General features: G+C 70.8%; 14 protein-coding genes. 9 read left to right on the top strand and 5 right to left on the bottom strand.

Annotated elements, in window-relative coordinates; translation table 11 throughout:
* Positions 1-112: 112 nt before the first annotated feature.
* On the bottom strand, positions 113-1,369 hold the full coding sequence (locus tag ABKA17_RS22450; protein ID WP_353693957.1) for an MFS transporter: 1,257 nt from the start codon (positions 1,367-1,369) through the stop codon (positions 113-115).
* A gap of 189 nt (positions 1,370-1,558) precedes the next feature.
* On the opposite strand from ABKA17_RS22450, the gene ABKA17_RS22445 reads away from it, so the two are divergent.
* Positions 1,559-2,467, top strand: coding sequence for a helix-turn-helix transcriptional regulator (locus tag ABKA17_RS22445; protein WP_353693956.1), 909 nt, complete (start codon positions 1,559-1,561; stop codon positions 2,465-2,467).
* 47 nt (positions 2,468-2,514) lie between these two features.
* Here ABKA17_RS22445 and ABKA17_RS22440 read toward each other — a convergent pair whose 3' ends face one another.
* Entirely contained in the window at positions 2,515-2,934 is a 420-nt protein-coding gene (locus ABKA17_RS22440) for a MarR family winged helix-turn-helix transcriptional regulator (RefSeq protein ID WP_353693955.1), read from the bottom strand.
* A gap of 252 nt (positions 2,935-3,186) precedes the next feature.
* Here ABKA17_RS22440 and ABKA17_RS22435 point away from each other — a divergent pair, with 252 nt between their 5' ends.
* The 7 genes from ABKA17_RS22435 (at position 3,187) to ABKA17_RS22405 (ending at position 11,295) form a co-directional block, all read left to right on the top strand.
* The gene (locus ABKA17_RS22435) at positions 3,187-4,338 is read left to right on the top strand and encodes an AI-2E family transporter (protein WP_353693954.1); all 1,152 of its coding nucleotides are present in this window, start codon (positions 3,187-3,189) and stop codon (positions 4,336-4,338) included.
* A 162-nt stretch (positions 4,339-4,500) separates the two neighbouring features.
* The gene (locus tag ABKA17_RS22430) at positions 4,501-6,729 is read left to right on the top strand and encodes an MMPL family transporter (protein WP_353693953.1); all 2,229 of its coding nucleotides are present in this window, start codon (positions 4,501-4,503) and stop codon (positions 6,727-6,729) included.
* 137 nt (positions 6,730-6,866) lie between these two features.
* A complete protein-coding gene (locus tag ABKA17_RS22425; protein WP_353693952.1) occupies positions 6,867-8,150 on the top strand; it encodes a sensor histidine kinase in 1,284 nt (427 codons plus the stop codon).
* Positions 8,147-8,806 (top strand): response regulator, encoded by a 660-nt coding sequence (locus tag ABKA17_RS22420; RefSeq protein ID WP_353693951.1) that lies wholly within the window; start codon positions 8,147-8,149, stop codon positions 8,804-8,806. Before ABKA17_RS22425 ends, ABKA17_RS22420 begins: the two co-directional genes overlap by 4 nt.
* Positions 8,807-8,885: 79 nt before the next feature.
* Positions 8,886-9,812 carry an SGNH/GDSL hydrolase family protein gene (locus ABKA17_RS22415; protein WP_353693950.1) on the top strand — a complete coding sequence of 309 codons (927 nt, stop codon included), beginning with the start codon at positions 8,886-8,888 and terminating at the stop codon, positions 9,810-9,812.
* Between the two features lie 33 nt (positions 9,813-9,845).
* Positions 9,846-10,532, top strand: coding sequence for a LuxR C-terminal-related transcriptional regulator (locus ABKA17_RS22410; RefSeq protein WP_353693949.1), 687 nt, complete (start codon positions 9,846-9,848; stop codon positions 10,530-10,532).
* Between the two features lie 10 nt (positions 10,533-10,542).
* On the top strand, positions 10,543-11,295 hold the full coding sequence (locus ABKA17_RS22405; RefSeq protein ID WP_353693948.1) for a response regulator transcription factor: 753 nt from the start codon (positions 10,543-10,545) through the stop codon (positions 11,293-11,295).
* A 55-nt stretch (positions 11,296-11,350) separates the two neighbouring features.
* Here the strand turns inward: ABKA17_RS22405 and ABKA17_RS22400 are convergent, their stop codons facing one another.
* Positions 11,351-11,581: a hypothetical protein gene (locus tag ABKA17_RS22400; protein WP_353693947.1), complete on the bottom strand. Its 231-nt coding sequence runs from the start codon at positions 11,579-11,581 to the stop codon at positions 11,351-11,353.
* Positions 11,582-11,845: 264 nt separating this feature from the next.
* Between ABKA17_RS22400 and ABKA17_RS22395 the strand changes: the two genes are divergently transcribed.
* Positions 11,846-12,220 (top strand): VOC family protein, encoded by a 375-nt coding sequence (locus ABKA17_RS22395; protein WP_353693946.1) that lies wholly within the window; start codon positions 11,846-11,848, stop codon positions 12,218-12,220.
* A 63-nt stretch (positions 12,221-12,283) separates the two neighbouring features.
* On the opposite strand, the gene lexA is transcribed toward ABKA17_RS22395, so the two are convergent.
* Complete coding sequence (lexA, locus tag ABKA17_RS22390) at positions 12,284-12,955, bottom strand: transcriptional repressor LexA (protein ID WP_353693945.1); 672 nt, start codon at positions 12,953-12,955, stop codon at positions 12,284-12,286.
* Between the two features lie 130 nt (positions 12,956-13,085).
* Entirely contained in the window at positions 13,086-13,547 is a 462-nt protein-coding gene (locus ABKA17_RS22385; protein WP_353693944.1) for a hypothetical protein, read from the bottom strand.
* Between the last annotated feature and the right edge of the window lie 101 nt (positions 13,548-13,648).

Genomic DNA, 13,648 nt, shown 5'->3' with positions numbered 1-13,648 from the left:
GGTCACACCCGTACGGCGGCCGGCGGACCGGCCCCGCTTCTCAGGAAGTTCCCGGAACCCGGCTCGGCCGCTCCGAGTTCAGCGGCGTCGTAGCCCCGCCCCTTCGGCGTGCTCATCCTCGGGCGAGCCCGAGGGGGCCTCGGCGGCCGATCGTCCACACGAGCAGGGCGAGACAGGCCAGTCCGGCGCCGGTGAGGGTGACGGCGGTCCAGCCTCCGGCGTGCCACAGCGGCGACGCCGCGGCCGAGCCGATCGCGCCGCCGACGAAGTTGCCGGTCACGTACGCGGTGTTGATCCTGCTGCGGGCCTGGGCGGACACGGCGGCGTACAGACGTGTGACGTAGAGGATGTTGGCGCCCATGACGGCGATGTCCAGCACGACGATGGCGACGACCAGCAGCACTACGGAGGTCTCGGCGAAGGCGGCGACGACGAAGGCGACGAGGGTCAGTGCCCAGGCCGCGCCGATGGCCGGCAGGGACCAGCCGCGGTCGTACAGCCGGCCGGCGCGCCGCGCGGCCACGGCGCCGCTGAGGCCCACCAGCCCGAACAGGCCGATGACGGACACCGGGTAGGAGAACGGCGGCGCGCTCAGCAGGAACGTCAGGGCGGTCCAGAACATGGTGAAGGAACCGAAGCCCACGGCTCCGAGAGCCAGGGTCCAGGGCACCGACCGCTCCTGGCGCACGACTTGGCCGACCGAGGCGATCAGCGCGCCGTAGGCGATCCGGGTCTTCGGTGCCATCGGCGGGATCGCGCGGCGCAGCAGGAGGGCGAGGACGACGGCGGCGACCGCGGCGGCGGCGTACATCACGCGCCACCCCGCCCAGTCGGCGACCAGTCCGCTCAGGGTGCGCGAGAGCAGGATGCCGATGAGCATCCCGGAGGCCACGGTGCCGACCACCTGGCCGCGGCGGGCGTCTTCGGCGAGGTCACCCGCGAGCGGGGTGAGTATCTGGCCGGAGACCGTGGTCGCCCCCAGCGCGGTGATCGCCACCAGCAGCACGCCGATCGACGGAGCCAGCGCGCATCCCACCAGGGCCACGGCACCGAGCAGCGTCATGAGCGGAACCAGCCGTCGGCGGTCCAGCACGTCACCGAGCGGAACGATGAGCAGGATGCCGAGCGCGTAGCCGATCTGGGTCGCGGTGACCAGCCATCCGGCCACGGACGTGGACGTGTCGAGGTCGCCTGCGATGAAGTCCAGCAGCGGCTGCGCCCAGTACAGGTTGGCGACGGCGGCGCCGCCGGCGATGGCGAACAGCAGCGTCAGTCCGCGGCTGATTCCCGGCGGTCCGCTCACGGGGGCAGCGGCCGTCGAGCCGGATCCGGTCGGCGGCGACTGCGTGGGGTTCTCGGGTGTGGGCACGAAAAGCTTCCTGGGTTCGGGGAGTCGGGATGTCGGTCGCACCGGGGGCACGGGCTCGGCCTGCCGGCGCTCCTGCGGCCGGTGCCGCCCGATCTATGCAACAGGGTGCGTGAGCGTCGGGGGAGAGCCTGCCGAACCAGGTACTGACAGGACCCCCCACCCGCGTGGCCAGGGCCTTAGCCTCGAGGCATGGACAGACGCACCGAGATCCGCGACTTCCTGATCTCCCGCCGGGCACGGATCACGCCCCAGCAGGCGGGGCTGCCCCTCTTCGGCAGGGACTCACGGCGTGTCCCGGGCCTGCGCCGTGAGGAGGTCGCCCTCCTGGCGGGGGTCAGCGTCGACTACTACACCCGGCTGGAGCGCGGGAACGCCCGTGGTGTCTCCGACAGCGTTCTGGACAACCTCGCCCGCGCCCTCCAGCTCGACGAGGCCGAACGCGGCCACCTCTTCGACCTGGTGCGCGCGGCGAACGCCGGCACACGGCCGCGCCGGGCCACCCGGCAGCATGTGCGCCCTGCCGTCCAGCGGGTCCTGGACGCCCTGACGATCCCCGCGTTCGTGCGGTCCGGTCTGTTCGACACCCTGGCCGCCAACCGGCTGGGCCTCGCCCTGTTCTCGCCGATGCTCGAGGGCCGGTCGGTGCCCGTCAACAACGCGCGGTTCATCTTTCTCGACCCTCGGGCCCATCGGTTCTTCGGCGACTGGGCGAGCGTCGCCGACGACACCGTCGCCGGTCTGCGCTGGGCGGCCGGCCGCGACCCGTACGACAAGGCGCTGACCGATCTGGTCGGCGAGTTGTCCACGCGCAGCGAGTTCTTCCGTACGCGTTGGGCGGCACACGACGTCCGGCTGCACCGCAACGGCGTGAAGGACTTCCATCACCCAGTCGTCGGCGATATCACCCTGGCCTGGGAGTGCATGTCCATCGACGCCGATGCTGGGCTCACCCTCGTCACCTACTCCCCCGAACCCGGCTCCCCCTCCGAGGACGCGGTCGAACTCCTCGCCGGCTGGGCGGCGACCGTCGACCACGAGCGGGCGGCCGACCAGGCGCACGAGAAGGAAGCGGGGCCCGGTCCGCGGCCTGACCACTGACGGCCAGGGCAGCTCCGCGCCCGTCCGGCCGGTGATCGTCGCAGCGGTCAGCGGGTCCTGCGGCCGTCACGTGGCCAGGGGCGTCCGGTCAACCTCTCGATGTCGGTGTTGAACCGCTCCAGGTCCCCGATGAAGCGCTCCAGGTCTTCGGGGGCCCAGTCGCGGAGGACCTCCGCCAGTCCGTCCGCCGTGGTGTCCTGCTCCGTCTTGAGGCGGCTGTAGCCCTCCTCGGTGATGCGGAACTTGTGGGCGGTGCTGCCGTTCGGGTCGACGGTCCGCTCGACGAGGCCGTTCTTGAGGAGGGCGGCGGTCTGGCGGTTCAGGGTGGAGGGCGCCAGGCCGAACGCGTCGACGAGGTCGGGGATGGACATCGGGCGGCCCTCCGCCTCGATCCGGGTGAGCAGGACGTAGGCGCTGCGGTCGAGCACGGTCTGTCTGCGGGGCCCTCGCGGCCTGGACATGTTCATGTGCCGAAGCAGGATGAGCAGCTCTCGTTCGATTTGCCGACCTGCCAGCTGCGCGTCCACTGCTGCCTCCCTCATGGTCCGGTGGCCCGGGGCCGGCCGAGCGGTCCTCGCCCCGACCTCCGATACGACGTGTTTATGCATCCTACACGTAGAGTGCATGATGCCTTGATTGTGCATCATGCACTCCATGCGTATCGTGCACACCCGTCACCGTCGCGCCTCGCGTACGAGCACATCGATCAGGAGCACGTCATGGAAGCCACGACCACCGTCCAGGAGCCGAGCGGACACGAACCGGCGTCGCCTGAGACACCGCACCGCGCCGACGCTCCGCACGACGGGCGGCGCCGGAGTCCGCTGCCGGAACCCGCCCTGCGGCTCGCCGCCGGGAGCGCTCTGGTCCTCCTGCTGAGCGGCGTCGTCTCCCTGATCGTCTGGATCTGTGTGACGTTCCAGGCCGTCGTGACACCGGTCCTGCTGGCGCTGCTCGGCGCGGCGCTGCTCGGCCCGCTCTACCGACGGCTGATCGCCCTCAGGATCAACAAGTCCGTCGCCGCCGGGCTGACCTGTGCCCTCGTGGTGCTGGTCATGGGCGGCGCGGCCTACATCGTGGTCACCGCGCTGATAGACACCGGCGACCAGATCATCTCCTCGCTGCGGGACGCGGCGGGGTCCTTCGACGGAAGGTTCGAGGCGGCGGGGACCTCACTGGACGAGATCGCCACGAACGCGAAGGACCTGATGTCGCAGTTCGGCGGTACCGCGGTCGCCGGGGTGCTGAGCGGTGTCAGCCTGCTCACCGAGATGATCGCGACCGGCCTTCTCGCGATCCTTCTGCTGTTCTTCTTCCTACGCGACTCCGACAAGGCCGTGGCCTCCCTGCACGCGCTCGCTCCCCGCGGTTCCGGGGACACCGCCGTCGCCATGGCCCGCCGTGCCTTCCAGGCGGTCGAGGGGTTCATGCGCGGCACCACGATCATCGCCTTCATCGACGCCGCCTGCGTCACCGTCGTCCTGCTGATCCTCCAGGTGCCCAACGCCGTCGGGCTCGGCGCACTGGTGTTCATCGGCGCCTACATCCCCTACCTCGGCGCCCTCCTGTCGGGCGCGGTCGCGGTCCTCGTGGCGTTCGCGGACGCCGGTGTCACCAAGGCGCTGTGGGTCCTCGGTCTGCTCCTCGTCGTCCAGGGCATCGAAGGCAACGTCCTCCAGCCGATGATCCAGAGCCGCACGGTGCAGATGCACCCGGCGGTGATCCTGGTGGCCCTCACAGCAGGCGCCTCGGTCGCCGGCATCCTCGGCATGCTCCTGTCGGTACCCCTGACCGCGGCGGCATTCGGAGTGGTCTCGGAGCTCCGCAAACGACACGGTTCGCAGGTCCGGCCGGCAGCCGACCGAGCGTGACCCCTGCGACCTTCGCACCAGTACCCCGGTACTGGTCCGGGCACGGATTCGGTCCCGTGGTACCGGGGAGGCGCGGAGATCCGCTCATAGCTTGAGGACAGGGCCGGACAGGCCCTTCCCCTCCTCTCTATCTGAGCCTCTTCTCCTGGTGGGAGTAATTCCGTGGCCACCTTCCTCTATCGTCTGGGCCGACTGGCCTTCCGGCGACGACGACTCTTCCTCATGGCGTGGATCGTCGTGCTGGCGGCCGTCGGCATCGGCGCCGCCGGTGTGTCCGGCACCACGACAGACGACTTCACCCTTCCCGGCACCCAGTCCCAGAAGGCCATCGACCTGCTGGAGAAGGAGTTCCCGCAGGCATCCGCCGGCGGCGCCACCGCCAGCGTCGTCTTCGAGGCACCCGCCGGGCAGAAACTGACGTCCGAGGCCCACAAGGCCGAAATCACCGCGCTGGTCGACGAGTTGAAGACCGCACCGCAGGTGTCGAGCGTCTCCGAGCCCTTCTCCAACGGTCTGGTCAGCAAGGACGGCACGATCGCCTACACCCAGGTCACCTACAAGGTGCCCAAGGCCGACCTGACCGACGCGGCCTCCCAGGCGCTGGAGACGGTGGCGGACAAGGGTGAGAAGGCGGGGCTGCACGTCAGCATGGGCGGCAACGCCGTCCAGGAGAAGGCGGCGAGCAAGGCGGCCGAGCTGATCGGCCTGGTCGTCGCCGCGCTCGTCCTCGTGATCACGTTCGGCTCGATGATCGCCGCCGGGCTCCCCCTGATCACGGCGATCATCGGCGTGGTCTCGGCCATCCTGTGCATCACCATCGCCACCTCGTTCGTGGACATGGCATCCGCCTCCTCCACGCTGGCGCTGATGCTGGGCCTGGCCGTCGCCATCGACTACGCCCTGTTCATCGTCAGCCGCTATCGCAGCGAGATCCGCGACGGCCACGAACCGGAGGAGGCGGCCGGCCGGGCGCTCGGGACCGCCGGCTCGGCCGTGGTGTTCGCCGGACTGACCGTGATCATCGCGCTGGCCGGGCTGAGCGTCATCGGCATCAAGATGCTCACCAGCATGGGCCTGGCCGCCGCCTTCGCGGTCGCCGTCGCCGTCGTGATCGCCCTGACGCTGCTGCCCGCCGTGCTCGGCTTCGCCGGGATGCGCATCATGAAGGGCAAGCTCACCACCAAGCGGCATCGCGCCGAGGAGCGCGGCGAACGCGAGGCGATGGGCCTGCGCTGGGGACGCTTCGTCACCCGCCACCCCGTGAAGATGCTGGTGATCTCGGTCCTCGGCCTCGGGATCCTCGCGCTGCCGGCCACCTCGCTCCGGCTGTCCCTGCCCGACGACAGCATGGCCTCGCCCGGCTCCACCCAGCGCACCGCCTACGACACCCTGAGCGAGGGCTTCGGGCCGGGCTTCAACGGCCCGCTGACCGTGGTCGTCGACGCCCGTGCCAGCGACGACCCGAAGGCCGCCGCGGACGACGCGTACGCCGCGATCACCAAGCTGGACGGCCTGGCCGCCGTACGGCCCGCCGCCTTCAACGCCTCCGGTGACGTCGCCCTCATCGGCGCCGTACCGAAGAGCTCACCGACCAGCGAGGCCACCAAGGACCTCGTCAACGCCATCCGCGACCAGAGCGGCGCGCTGAAGAAGGACACCGGCGCCGATCTGATGGTCACCGGCACCACCGCGGTCAACATCGACGTGTCCCAGAAGCTCGGCGACGCCATGATCCCCTACCTGGCCATCGTGGTGGGCCTGGCCCTGATCCTGCTCCTGCTGGTCTTCCGGTCCATCCTGGTCCCGCTCAAGGCCGCCGTCGGCTTCCTGCTCAGCGTCATCGCCACGCTCGGCGTCCTGGTCGCGGTCTTCCAGTGGGGCTGGCTGAAGGATCTCTTCGGTGTCGATCAGACCGCCCCGATCGTCAGCGTGCTGCCGATCCTCCTCATCGGTGTCATCTTCGGTCTCGCCATGGACTACGAGGTCTTCCTGGTCACCCGGATGCGGGAGGAGTACGTCCATGGAGCGGAGCCCGTCGAGGCGATCGTGGCCGGTTTCAGGCACGGCGCCCGGGTGGTGACCGCCGCGGCCGTCATCATGATCTCCGTGTTCGCCGGGTTCCTTCTCGACGACACCGCTCTGGTCAAGTCGATCGGCCTGGGTCTCGCCGCCGCGGTCCTGTTCGACGCGTTCGTGGTCCGCATGACCATCGTGCCGGCCGTGATGACACTGGTCGGCCGGCATGCCTGGGCGATCCCGAAGTGGCTGGACCGGGTCATGCCCGACGTGGATGTGGAGGGCGAGAAGCTGCGGCACGTCCTGGAGGCACGGGAGGCGGCCCCCCAGGAAGGCACCGAGCCGGTGCCGGCCGCCCCGACCCACCAGGGCTGACCGGCGCGAAGCCGGACCGTACCGTCCGCCTCCGTAGCGGATCACCACCACCCGTCCGCCCCTGAGCGCCGTCCGCCGGTCCCCCTTCCCCCCGGGACCGGCGGACGGTCCCGCCCGCACCCCGAAGGACGTACTCCGTGACCCCACCACCCCGGCCGTCGACGGACAGCGGCAGGCAGCCCCGGATCCCCGAGCCGCTGTCCTGCGACCCGGACCAACGGGTGATCGTCTCGATCATCAGCCGGATCTCCGACTGGCGGCTGGCCGACCAGGAGCACCCCTGGATCCGCCGCTGGGGCGTCCCCGCCGTCTGCGCCGTGCTGGGCGTCCCCGCCCTCCTCAACCCCGCGAACAGTTCCGAGTGGCCGGTGCAGCTGACACTGATGGTCGCCTTCACCGGGCCCCTGCTGTGGCGCGACCGCCGTCCCGTGCTCGTCTTCGCCGCGACCACCGCGCTCTCCCTCCTCGCCATGTCCATCGACGCCTTCAACGGTGCCGAGGCCGCACGAGCCGTGGCCCTCTACAACGTCGGCCGCTACAGCACGCCCCGGCTGCTGGCCGTCTGCCTCGCCGTCACCGTCGCGCAACTCGTCGGCTGGGCCGCGGTCTACTCCAGAGACGGCCAGCTGGAATACGCCACCCGCCCCGAAGTGGTGACGCTGCTGGCGATCGCCGTCATGGCCGCGTTCGCCGGACTGGGACTGGCCGGACGCCTGGCCGGCGCCTACATCGAGGCCCTCCAGACCGAACGCGACCAGCAGGCCCGCCTCGCCGCCGCGCAGGAACGCGCCCGCGTCTCCCGCGAGATGCACGACATCCTCGGCCACACCCTCGCCGTGATCGTCGGCCTCGCCGACGGCGCCGCGGCCCTGTCCAGAACCAAGCCCCAGCACGGCACGAAGACGCTGGGGATCATCGCCGAGAGCGGCCGCGACGCCCTGGGCGAGCTGCGCCGGCTGCTGGCCGTCATCGGCGCCGAGGACACCCCGCACGGCGAGGCCCCGCTCGCCCCGCAACCCAACCTGACCGACCTCGACGCCCTGCTGGAACGGTTCCGGGCGGCCGGCCCCACCGCCACCCTGCACACCGAGGGCGACCTGACCGGTCTGTCGCAGGGCCTCCAGCTGGCCGTCTACCGCATCGTCCAGGAAGCCCTCACCAACACCCTCAAGCACGCCGCCCTCGACACCACCGTCACCGTGACCCTCACCGCGGACCCCGACGCCGTACGCATCGCCGTCCACGACACCGGCCCCCCGCGCCTCACCAGAGCGCCGGGCAACGGCACCGGCCTGGTCGGCATGCGGGAGCGCGCCGCCCTCTACCAGGGCGAGGTCACCTCCGGCCGCAACCCGCGCGGCGGCTGGAGCGTCCGCGCCCGCCTCGTCCCCACCACCCCCCTGGAGAAGCACCCCGCATGACCACCGTGCTGATCGTCGACGACCAGACCCTGCAACGCCTCGGTTTCCGCATGCTCCTGGAGGCCCAGTCCGACATGACCGTCGCCGGCGAGGCCACGAACGGCAGCGAGGCAGTCCGCCTGACCGCCGAACTGCGCCCGGACGTCGTCCTGATGGACGTCCGCATGCCCGGCATGGACGGCATCGAGGCCACCCGCCGCATCGCCGAGTCCGGCGGCCGCAGCCGGGTCCTCGTGCTCACCACCTTCGATCTCGACGAGTACGCCTACGAGGCGCTGCGCGCCGGGGCCAGCGGCTTCTTCCTCAAGGACGCCCGCCCCGACGAACTCGTCGTCGGCATCCGCGCCGTCGCCGCGGGCGACTCCGTCATCTCCCCCGGCATCACCCGCAAACTCATCGACACCTACACCCAGCGAGTCCCGGGCGGCCGCGCCGCCGCCCAGGAGAACCGGCTCGCACAGCTCACCGACCGCGAACGCGAGGTCCTCACCGCCCTCGCCACCGGCGCCACCAACACGGAGATCGCCACCCACCTCCACCTCGCCGAATCCACCGTGAAGTCCCACGTCAGCCGCATCCTCACCAAGATCGGCGCCCGCGACCGGGTGCAGGCGGTGATCTTCGCCTACGACGTCGGCCTGGTCCGGCCCGCCTGACCCGCTCAACCCCCTGGCAGTCCCCACCGCTCACGTCCCCACAACAGAACGACCACCCCCACGAAGACAGGACACACCCATGGGACTGTCAGCTCGCTCCGGCATGGCCGGAACACTGGCCCTCGGCGTCATACTCGTCGTCCTCGCCGTCACCATGCCGGGCAGCGGCGAAGGCGACGGCTCCCCACCGCCCGAGGGCCCGTACGTGGCCCTGGGCGACTCCTACACCTCCGGGCCCGGCATACCCGAGCAGACCGGCAGGCCCGCCGGCTGCGACCGCTCGGACCGCAACTACCCGGCGCTGGTGGCGGCGGAACTCGGTCTCGAGGCCGCCGAGTTCCGCGACATGAGCTGCACCGGCGCCAAGACCACCGACCTGGACGCACCGCAGTCGACCGACGACGGCACCAACCCCGCCCAGCTCTCGGCACTCGGTACCGCGACCCGCCTCGTCACGCTCGGCATCGGCGGGAACGACATCGGGTTCAGCTCCATGCTCACCACCTGCGTCACCGCCGGAGTCCTCCACAACGCCGTCGGCGACCTCACGGACACCTCCGGCGGGGCGCCCTGCGAGCAGCGCTACGAAGACGACGAGACGGCCCGGAAGATCAGCACCGCCGGCGACCGGGTCTCCCGTGCCCTGGCCGAGGTGAAGCGCCGAGCGCCGCAAGCCGACGTGTACGTCGTCGGTTACCCGGCGATCCTCCCGCCGGCCGCCGACGCCGCGTCCTGCGCCGGCGCCATCCCCTTGGCAGCCGGTGACGTGGCCTTCCTCGGCGAGACCGAGCGGCAGCTCAACGACGCGCTGCGGCAAGCGGCACGGGCCGTCGAAGCCACCTACGTCGACACCTACACCCCCTCCGTCGACCGCGACGCCTGCTCCCCGGCGCACACCCGCTGGATCGAACCCCTCGACCCCGCCGGGCCCGTGGCCGCCGTGCACCCCAACGAACGCGGAGAGCGCGGCATGGCCGGGGCCGTCCTGAAGGCACTCGGCGGCTGAGCCCGCCCGGCCCGACCGATCCGGCACACCCGCATGATCACCGTTCTCGTCGTCGACGACCAGGCACTGCGCAGAGCGGGCCACCGACTGCTCCTCGATGCCCAGCACGACGTGACCGTCGTGGGCGAGGCGGCCACGCGCCGGGAGGCGGCCCGCCTGCTGGCCCGACTACGGCCGGACGTCGTGGTGTTGAGCGCCCATCAGCCCTTCGCCGACAGCATCGGCATCCTCACCCGGCCGGAGCGGGCCCGCCCCACGGACCCGCCCCGGCCCCGCGTCCTGCTGCTGGCCGCCACCGACGATCACGACCAGGCCTGCTCCGCGCTGCGGGCGGGCGCCGACGGCTTCCTCCTCCACGACGCCCTCCCCGACGAACTGGCCGCGGCGGTCCGCGCTCTGGCCGCCGGACACGCCGTGCTCCCGCCCCGCCTCACCCACACCCTCATCGACACCGTCCGCCGGCACCGGCCACCCGACCCCGTGGGCGACGGGGGGAAGGCGGCCCTCACGGCACGCGAACGCGAGGTCCTCGCCGCTCTCGCCACCGGCGGGAGCAACGCCGAGATCGGCGCGCTCCTGTGCATCGCCCCCACCACCGTCAAGTCCCACGTCAGCAGCATCCTCACCAAGATCGGCGCCCGCGACCGCGTCCAGGCCGTGGTCTTCGCCTACGAGACCGGCCTCGTCCGGCCCACTCCCGTCGACCCTCGCCACCCCTGAGGACAACCCCATGCACATCCTGCTCATCGAAGACGACCAGGACACCGCCGACGCAGTACGCCGCAGCCTGACCCGCTACGGGTACGGCGTCACCTGGACCCCGACCGGACAGGCCGCGCTCGCCGCCCCCGAACCGGACATGGTCCTACTGGACCTCGGCCTCCCCGACATCGACGGGCTGGACGTCTGCCGCGAGCTGCGAAGACGGGGCGATGTCCCGCTCATCATGATCACCGGGCGCGACCACGAGATCGACAGGGTCGTCGGCCTCGAACTCGGCGCGGACGACTACCTGGTCAAGCCCTTCCTGATGCGTGAACTCATCGCCCGGATGAGGGCGGTCCAGCGCAGACGGCCCGCTCCGAGCACCGTCGACGCCCCACCGGGAGTCGACGTGTACGGGCCCATGACCATCGACCGGCGGGCCCGGCGCGTCTTCCTGGACGGTTCCGAAGTCGCGCTGCGGCCCAAGGAGTTCGCCCTGCTGACGTTCCTCACCGACCGCTCGGAGGTGCTCGTGACCCGCGAGGCGATCATGACGGCCGTCTGGGACACCAACTGGTTCGGCTCGACCAAGACACTCGACGTCCACGTGGCCGCGTTGCGCAGCAAGCTCGGCGAGGCACTGCGCATCGAGTGCGTACGCGGCGTCGGCTTCCGGACGGCCGTACGGAACCCGGCGAGTTGCCCCGGCCAACGGCCGACGACCCCTCCGGCGGGTGCGCGGCGGACGCAGCCGTCCAGGGGCGTGGGCGGGAGATGAGACGCCGGATCGGCACCTGCACGAACGACGGCGTGCATTGTGCGCCTCGGACGGTTCAGCGGCGCCGTTCCTCAGGCCACGGTTGCCCCTTCCGCCTCCCCCACTCGCATGCCTGTTCCATGAGGCGGCGCCGCAGCCAGATCATCCACAACCCCAGCGGCGTCGCCACCAGAGCGGCCAGCAGGGCCGGGCCCCAGCCGACCCCATCGCCCCCGAACCGGATCATCAAGGCCAGCAGCACATAGAACGCCGACACACCGCCCACACGTTTCGCCCGCTTCGACATGGGGGCGCGAGTACCCCCGATTTCCGGCAAGCACGACGACCGGGCACCCATCGCAAACCTGTTGTCGCGGCCGGTGTGATCAAGTAGCGTCAGTCGATGTGAACACCGGACCGGCCTTGCGCCACACACGGATTGGCCACCCGGTGGTGGACTGATCGCACAGCGGGTGCGCACCAGGCACCCCCTCGGTAAGGCACGCGGACCTCCCGACGCTCGTGCACCGCGAGTCCGTTATTCGTGTCGAACAACACCGAGGTCAGCTGAATGACAGTCACGTTCAACCACACCATCATCGCCTCCAAGGACCGCGACGAGTCGGCTCGGTTCTTCCGCGAGCTGCTGGAGGTCGCCGAAGCGCCGTCCTGGGGCCCGTTCACCAACATCCAGCTCCCCGACGGCGTACTGCTGCAGTTCGCCGAGCCGCCGGTGGAGATCCAGATGCAGCACTACGCCTTCCTGATCGACGACGAGCTGTTCGACCGGGCGTATCAGCGGCTGTGCGACCGCGGCATCGTGCACTGGGCCGATCCGCAGATGCAACGCCCCGGTGAGATCAACCACGGGCACGGCGGCCGAGGGGTGTACTTCAAAGACCCGGCCGGCCATGCCATCGAGCTGATCACCCGTCCCTACCTCTAGACGGGGCCGGCGCCTGGTCGGGAACCGGAACGCGGCCCGACCAGGCCTCCCGTCAGGACGGGGTCACAGCAGACGCAGCACTCCGACCACCTTGCCGAGGATCTGCGCGTCGTCGCCGCGGATCGGCCGGTAGGCACGGTTACGGGGCATCAGCCACACCTCCCCGTCCTGCCGGCGCAGCATCTTCACGGTGGCTTCGTCGTCCAGGAGCGCGGCGACCATGTCACCGTGGTCGGCGCTGTCCTGGCGCCGGACGGTGACGATGTCGCCGTCACAGATCGCCGCGTCGATCATGCTGTCGCCGGTGACGGTCAGCGCGAACAGGTCGCCGTCGCCGACGACTTGGCGTGGCAGGGAGTAGACGTCCTCGACCATCTCCTCGGCGAGCAGCGGAGCACCGGCGGCGATCCGGCCGACGAGTGGTACGTCGACGGGCGCCTCGCCCCGCTCGCCCAGGTCGGGCGCCCAGGAGCCCCGTACCCGGTAGGCGCGGGGGGTGTGCGGGTCCCGGTAGAGGACACCCTTGCGTTCGAGGGTCATCAGGTGATGGGCGACCGAGGAGGTACTGGCGAGGTTCACCGCCTCCCCGATCTCCCGCATCGACGGCGGGTAGCCCTGCCGCTCGACCGCCTCCATGATGCAGCGGACAATAGCCGCCTGACGTCCCGTCAGCTCACCCTCGGCAGTCCGCGGCCCCGGAGGGCGGCCTCGGCGAGCGGGCACGCTGTTCTCCATGTCCGGTGCACCTCCGTACAAGATCCGCAGAACCCGACCCTAACCCGCCGCGCCCGACAAATGGAACAGTCCTTCGAACTGTGAGGACGACCACCCGCCAGACCCGAGCCGTCCACGTCGACGACCCTGCTCAGTCCCACCAGTTGAACATCAACTCGCCAACCGTGCCGGGCCGCCAGTACCGCACCTGTTTCAGCTCCGCTTCGGCAAGCTCTCCGATGTCGGCCGAGCCCAACGGCGTACTCAGTTCCCCGACGTCCAGCAGCCGGAAGCCGACCCGCTCGAAGGCCGCCGCCCACGCCGGTGGGGAAACGAAGTCCACCGGCGGAGCACCAGCCTGCGGAGGGCTCGCCGCGAAGGCGACGACCGGGAGGACCTCGTGGCACAGAACGGCAAACCGCACCCCTGCGGCGGTGATCAGGGCCGTATGGAAACTCGACGTGACACCGTCCGAGGCCACGTCATCGACCGTGGCCCCGATCGACCGGGCCGCCTCGTAGCAGGCGCCTCTGAAGGCCCGGACATCCACCCGCGGCAACGGCTCGTCACCATGCCCCCACAACCCGCTGGACCCTCGCACGACGTGGATCAACGCACCACCCCACTCATCTCCCGTCTGCCGGACCCTATGACAGGTGCTCCACGGCCGATCCGAGTCTCGGGTGCCGAGGGATTGTCAGTGGTGGCAGGCAG

This window comes from Streptomyces sp. RG80 (genome assembly GCF_040446465.1).
GTDB lineage: Bacteria > Actinomycetota > Actinomycetes > Streptomycetales > Streptomycetaceae > Streptomyces.
Note: the sequence above shows the minus strand (reverse complement) of the source record. Positions and strands in the feature narration are given on the sequence as shown.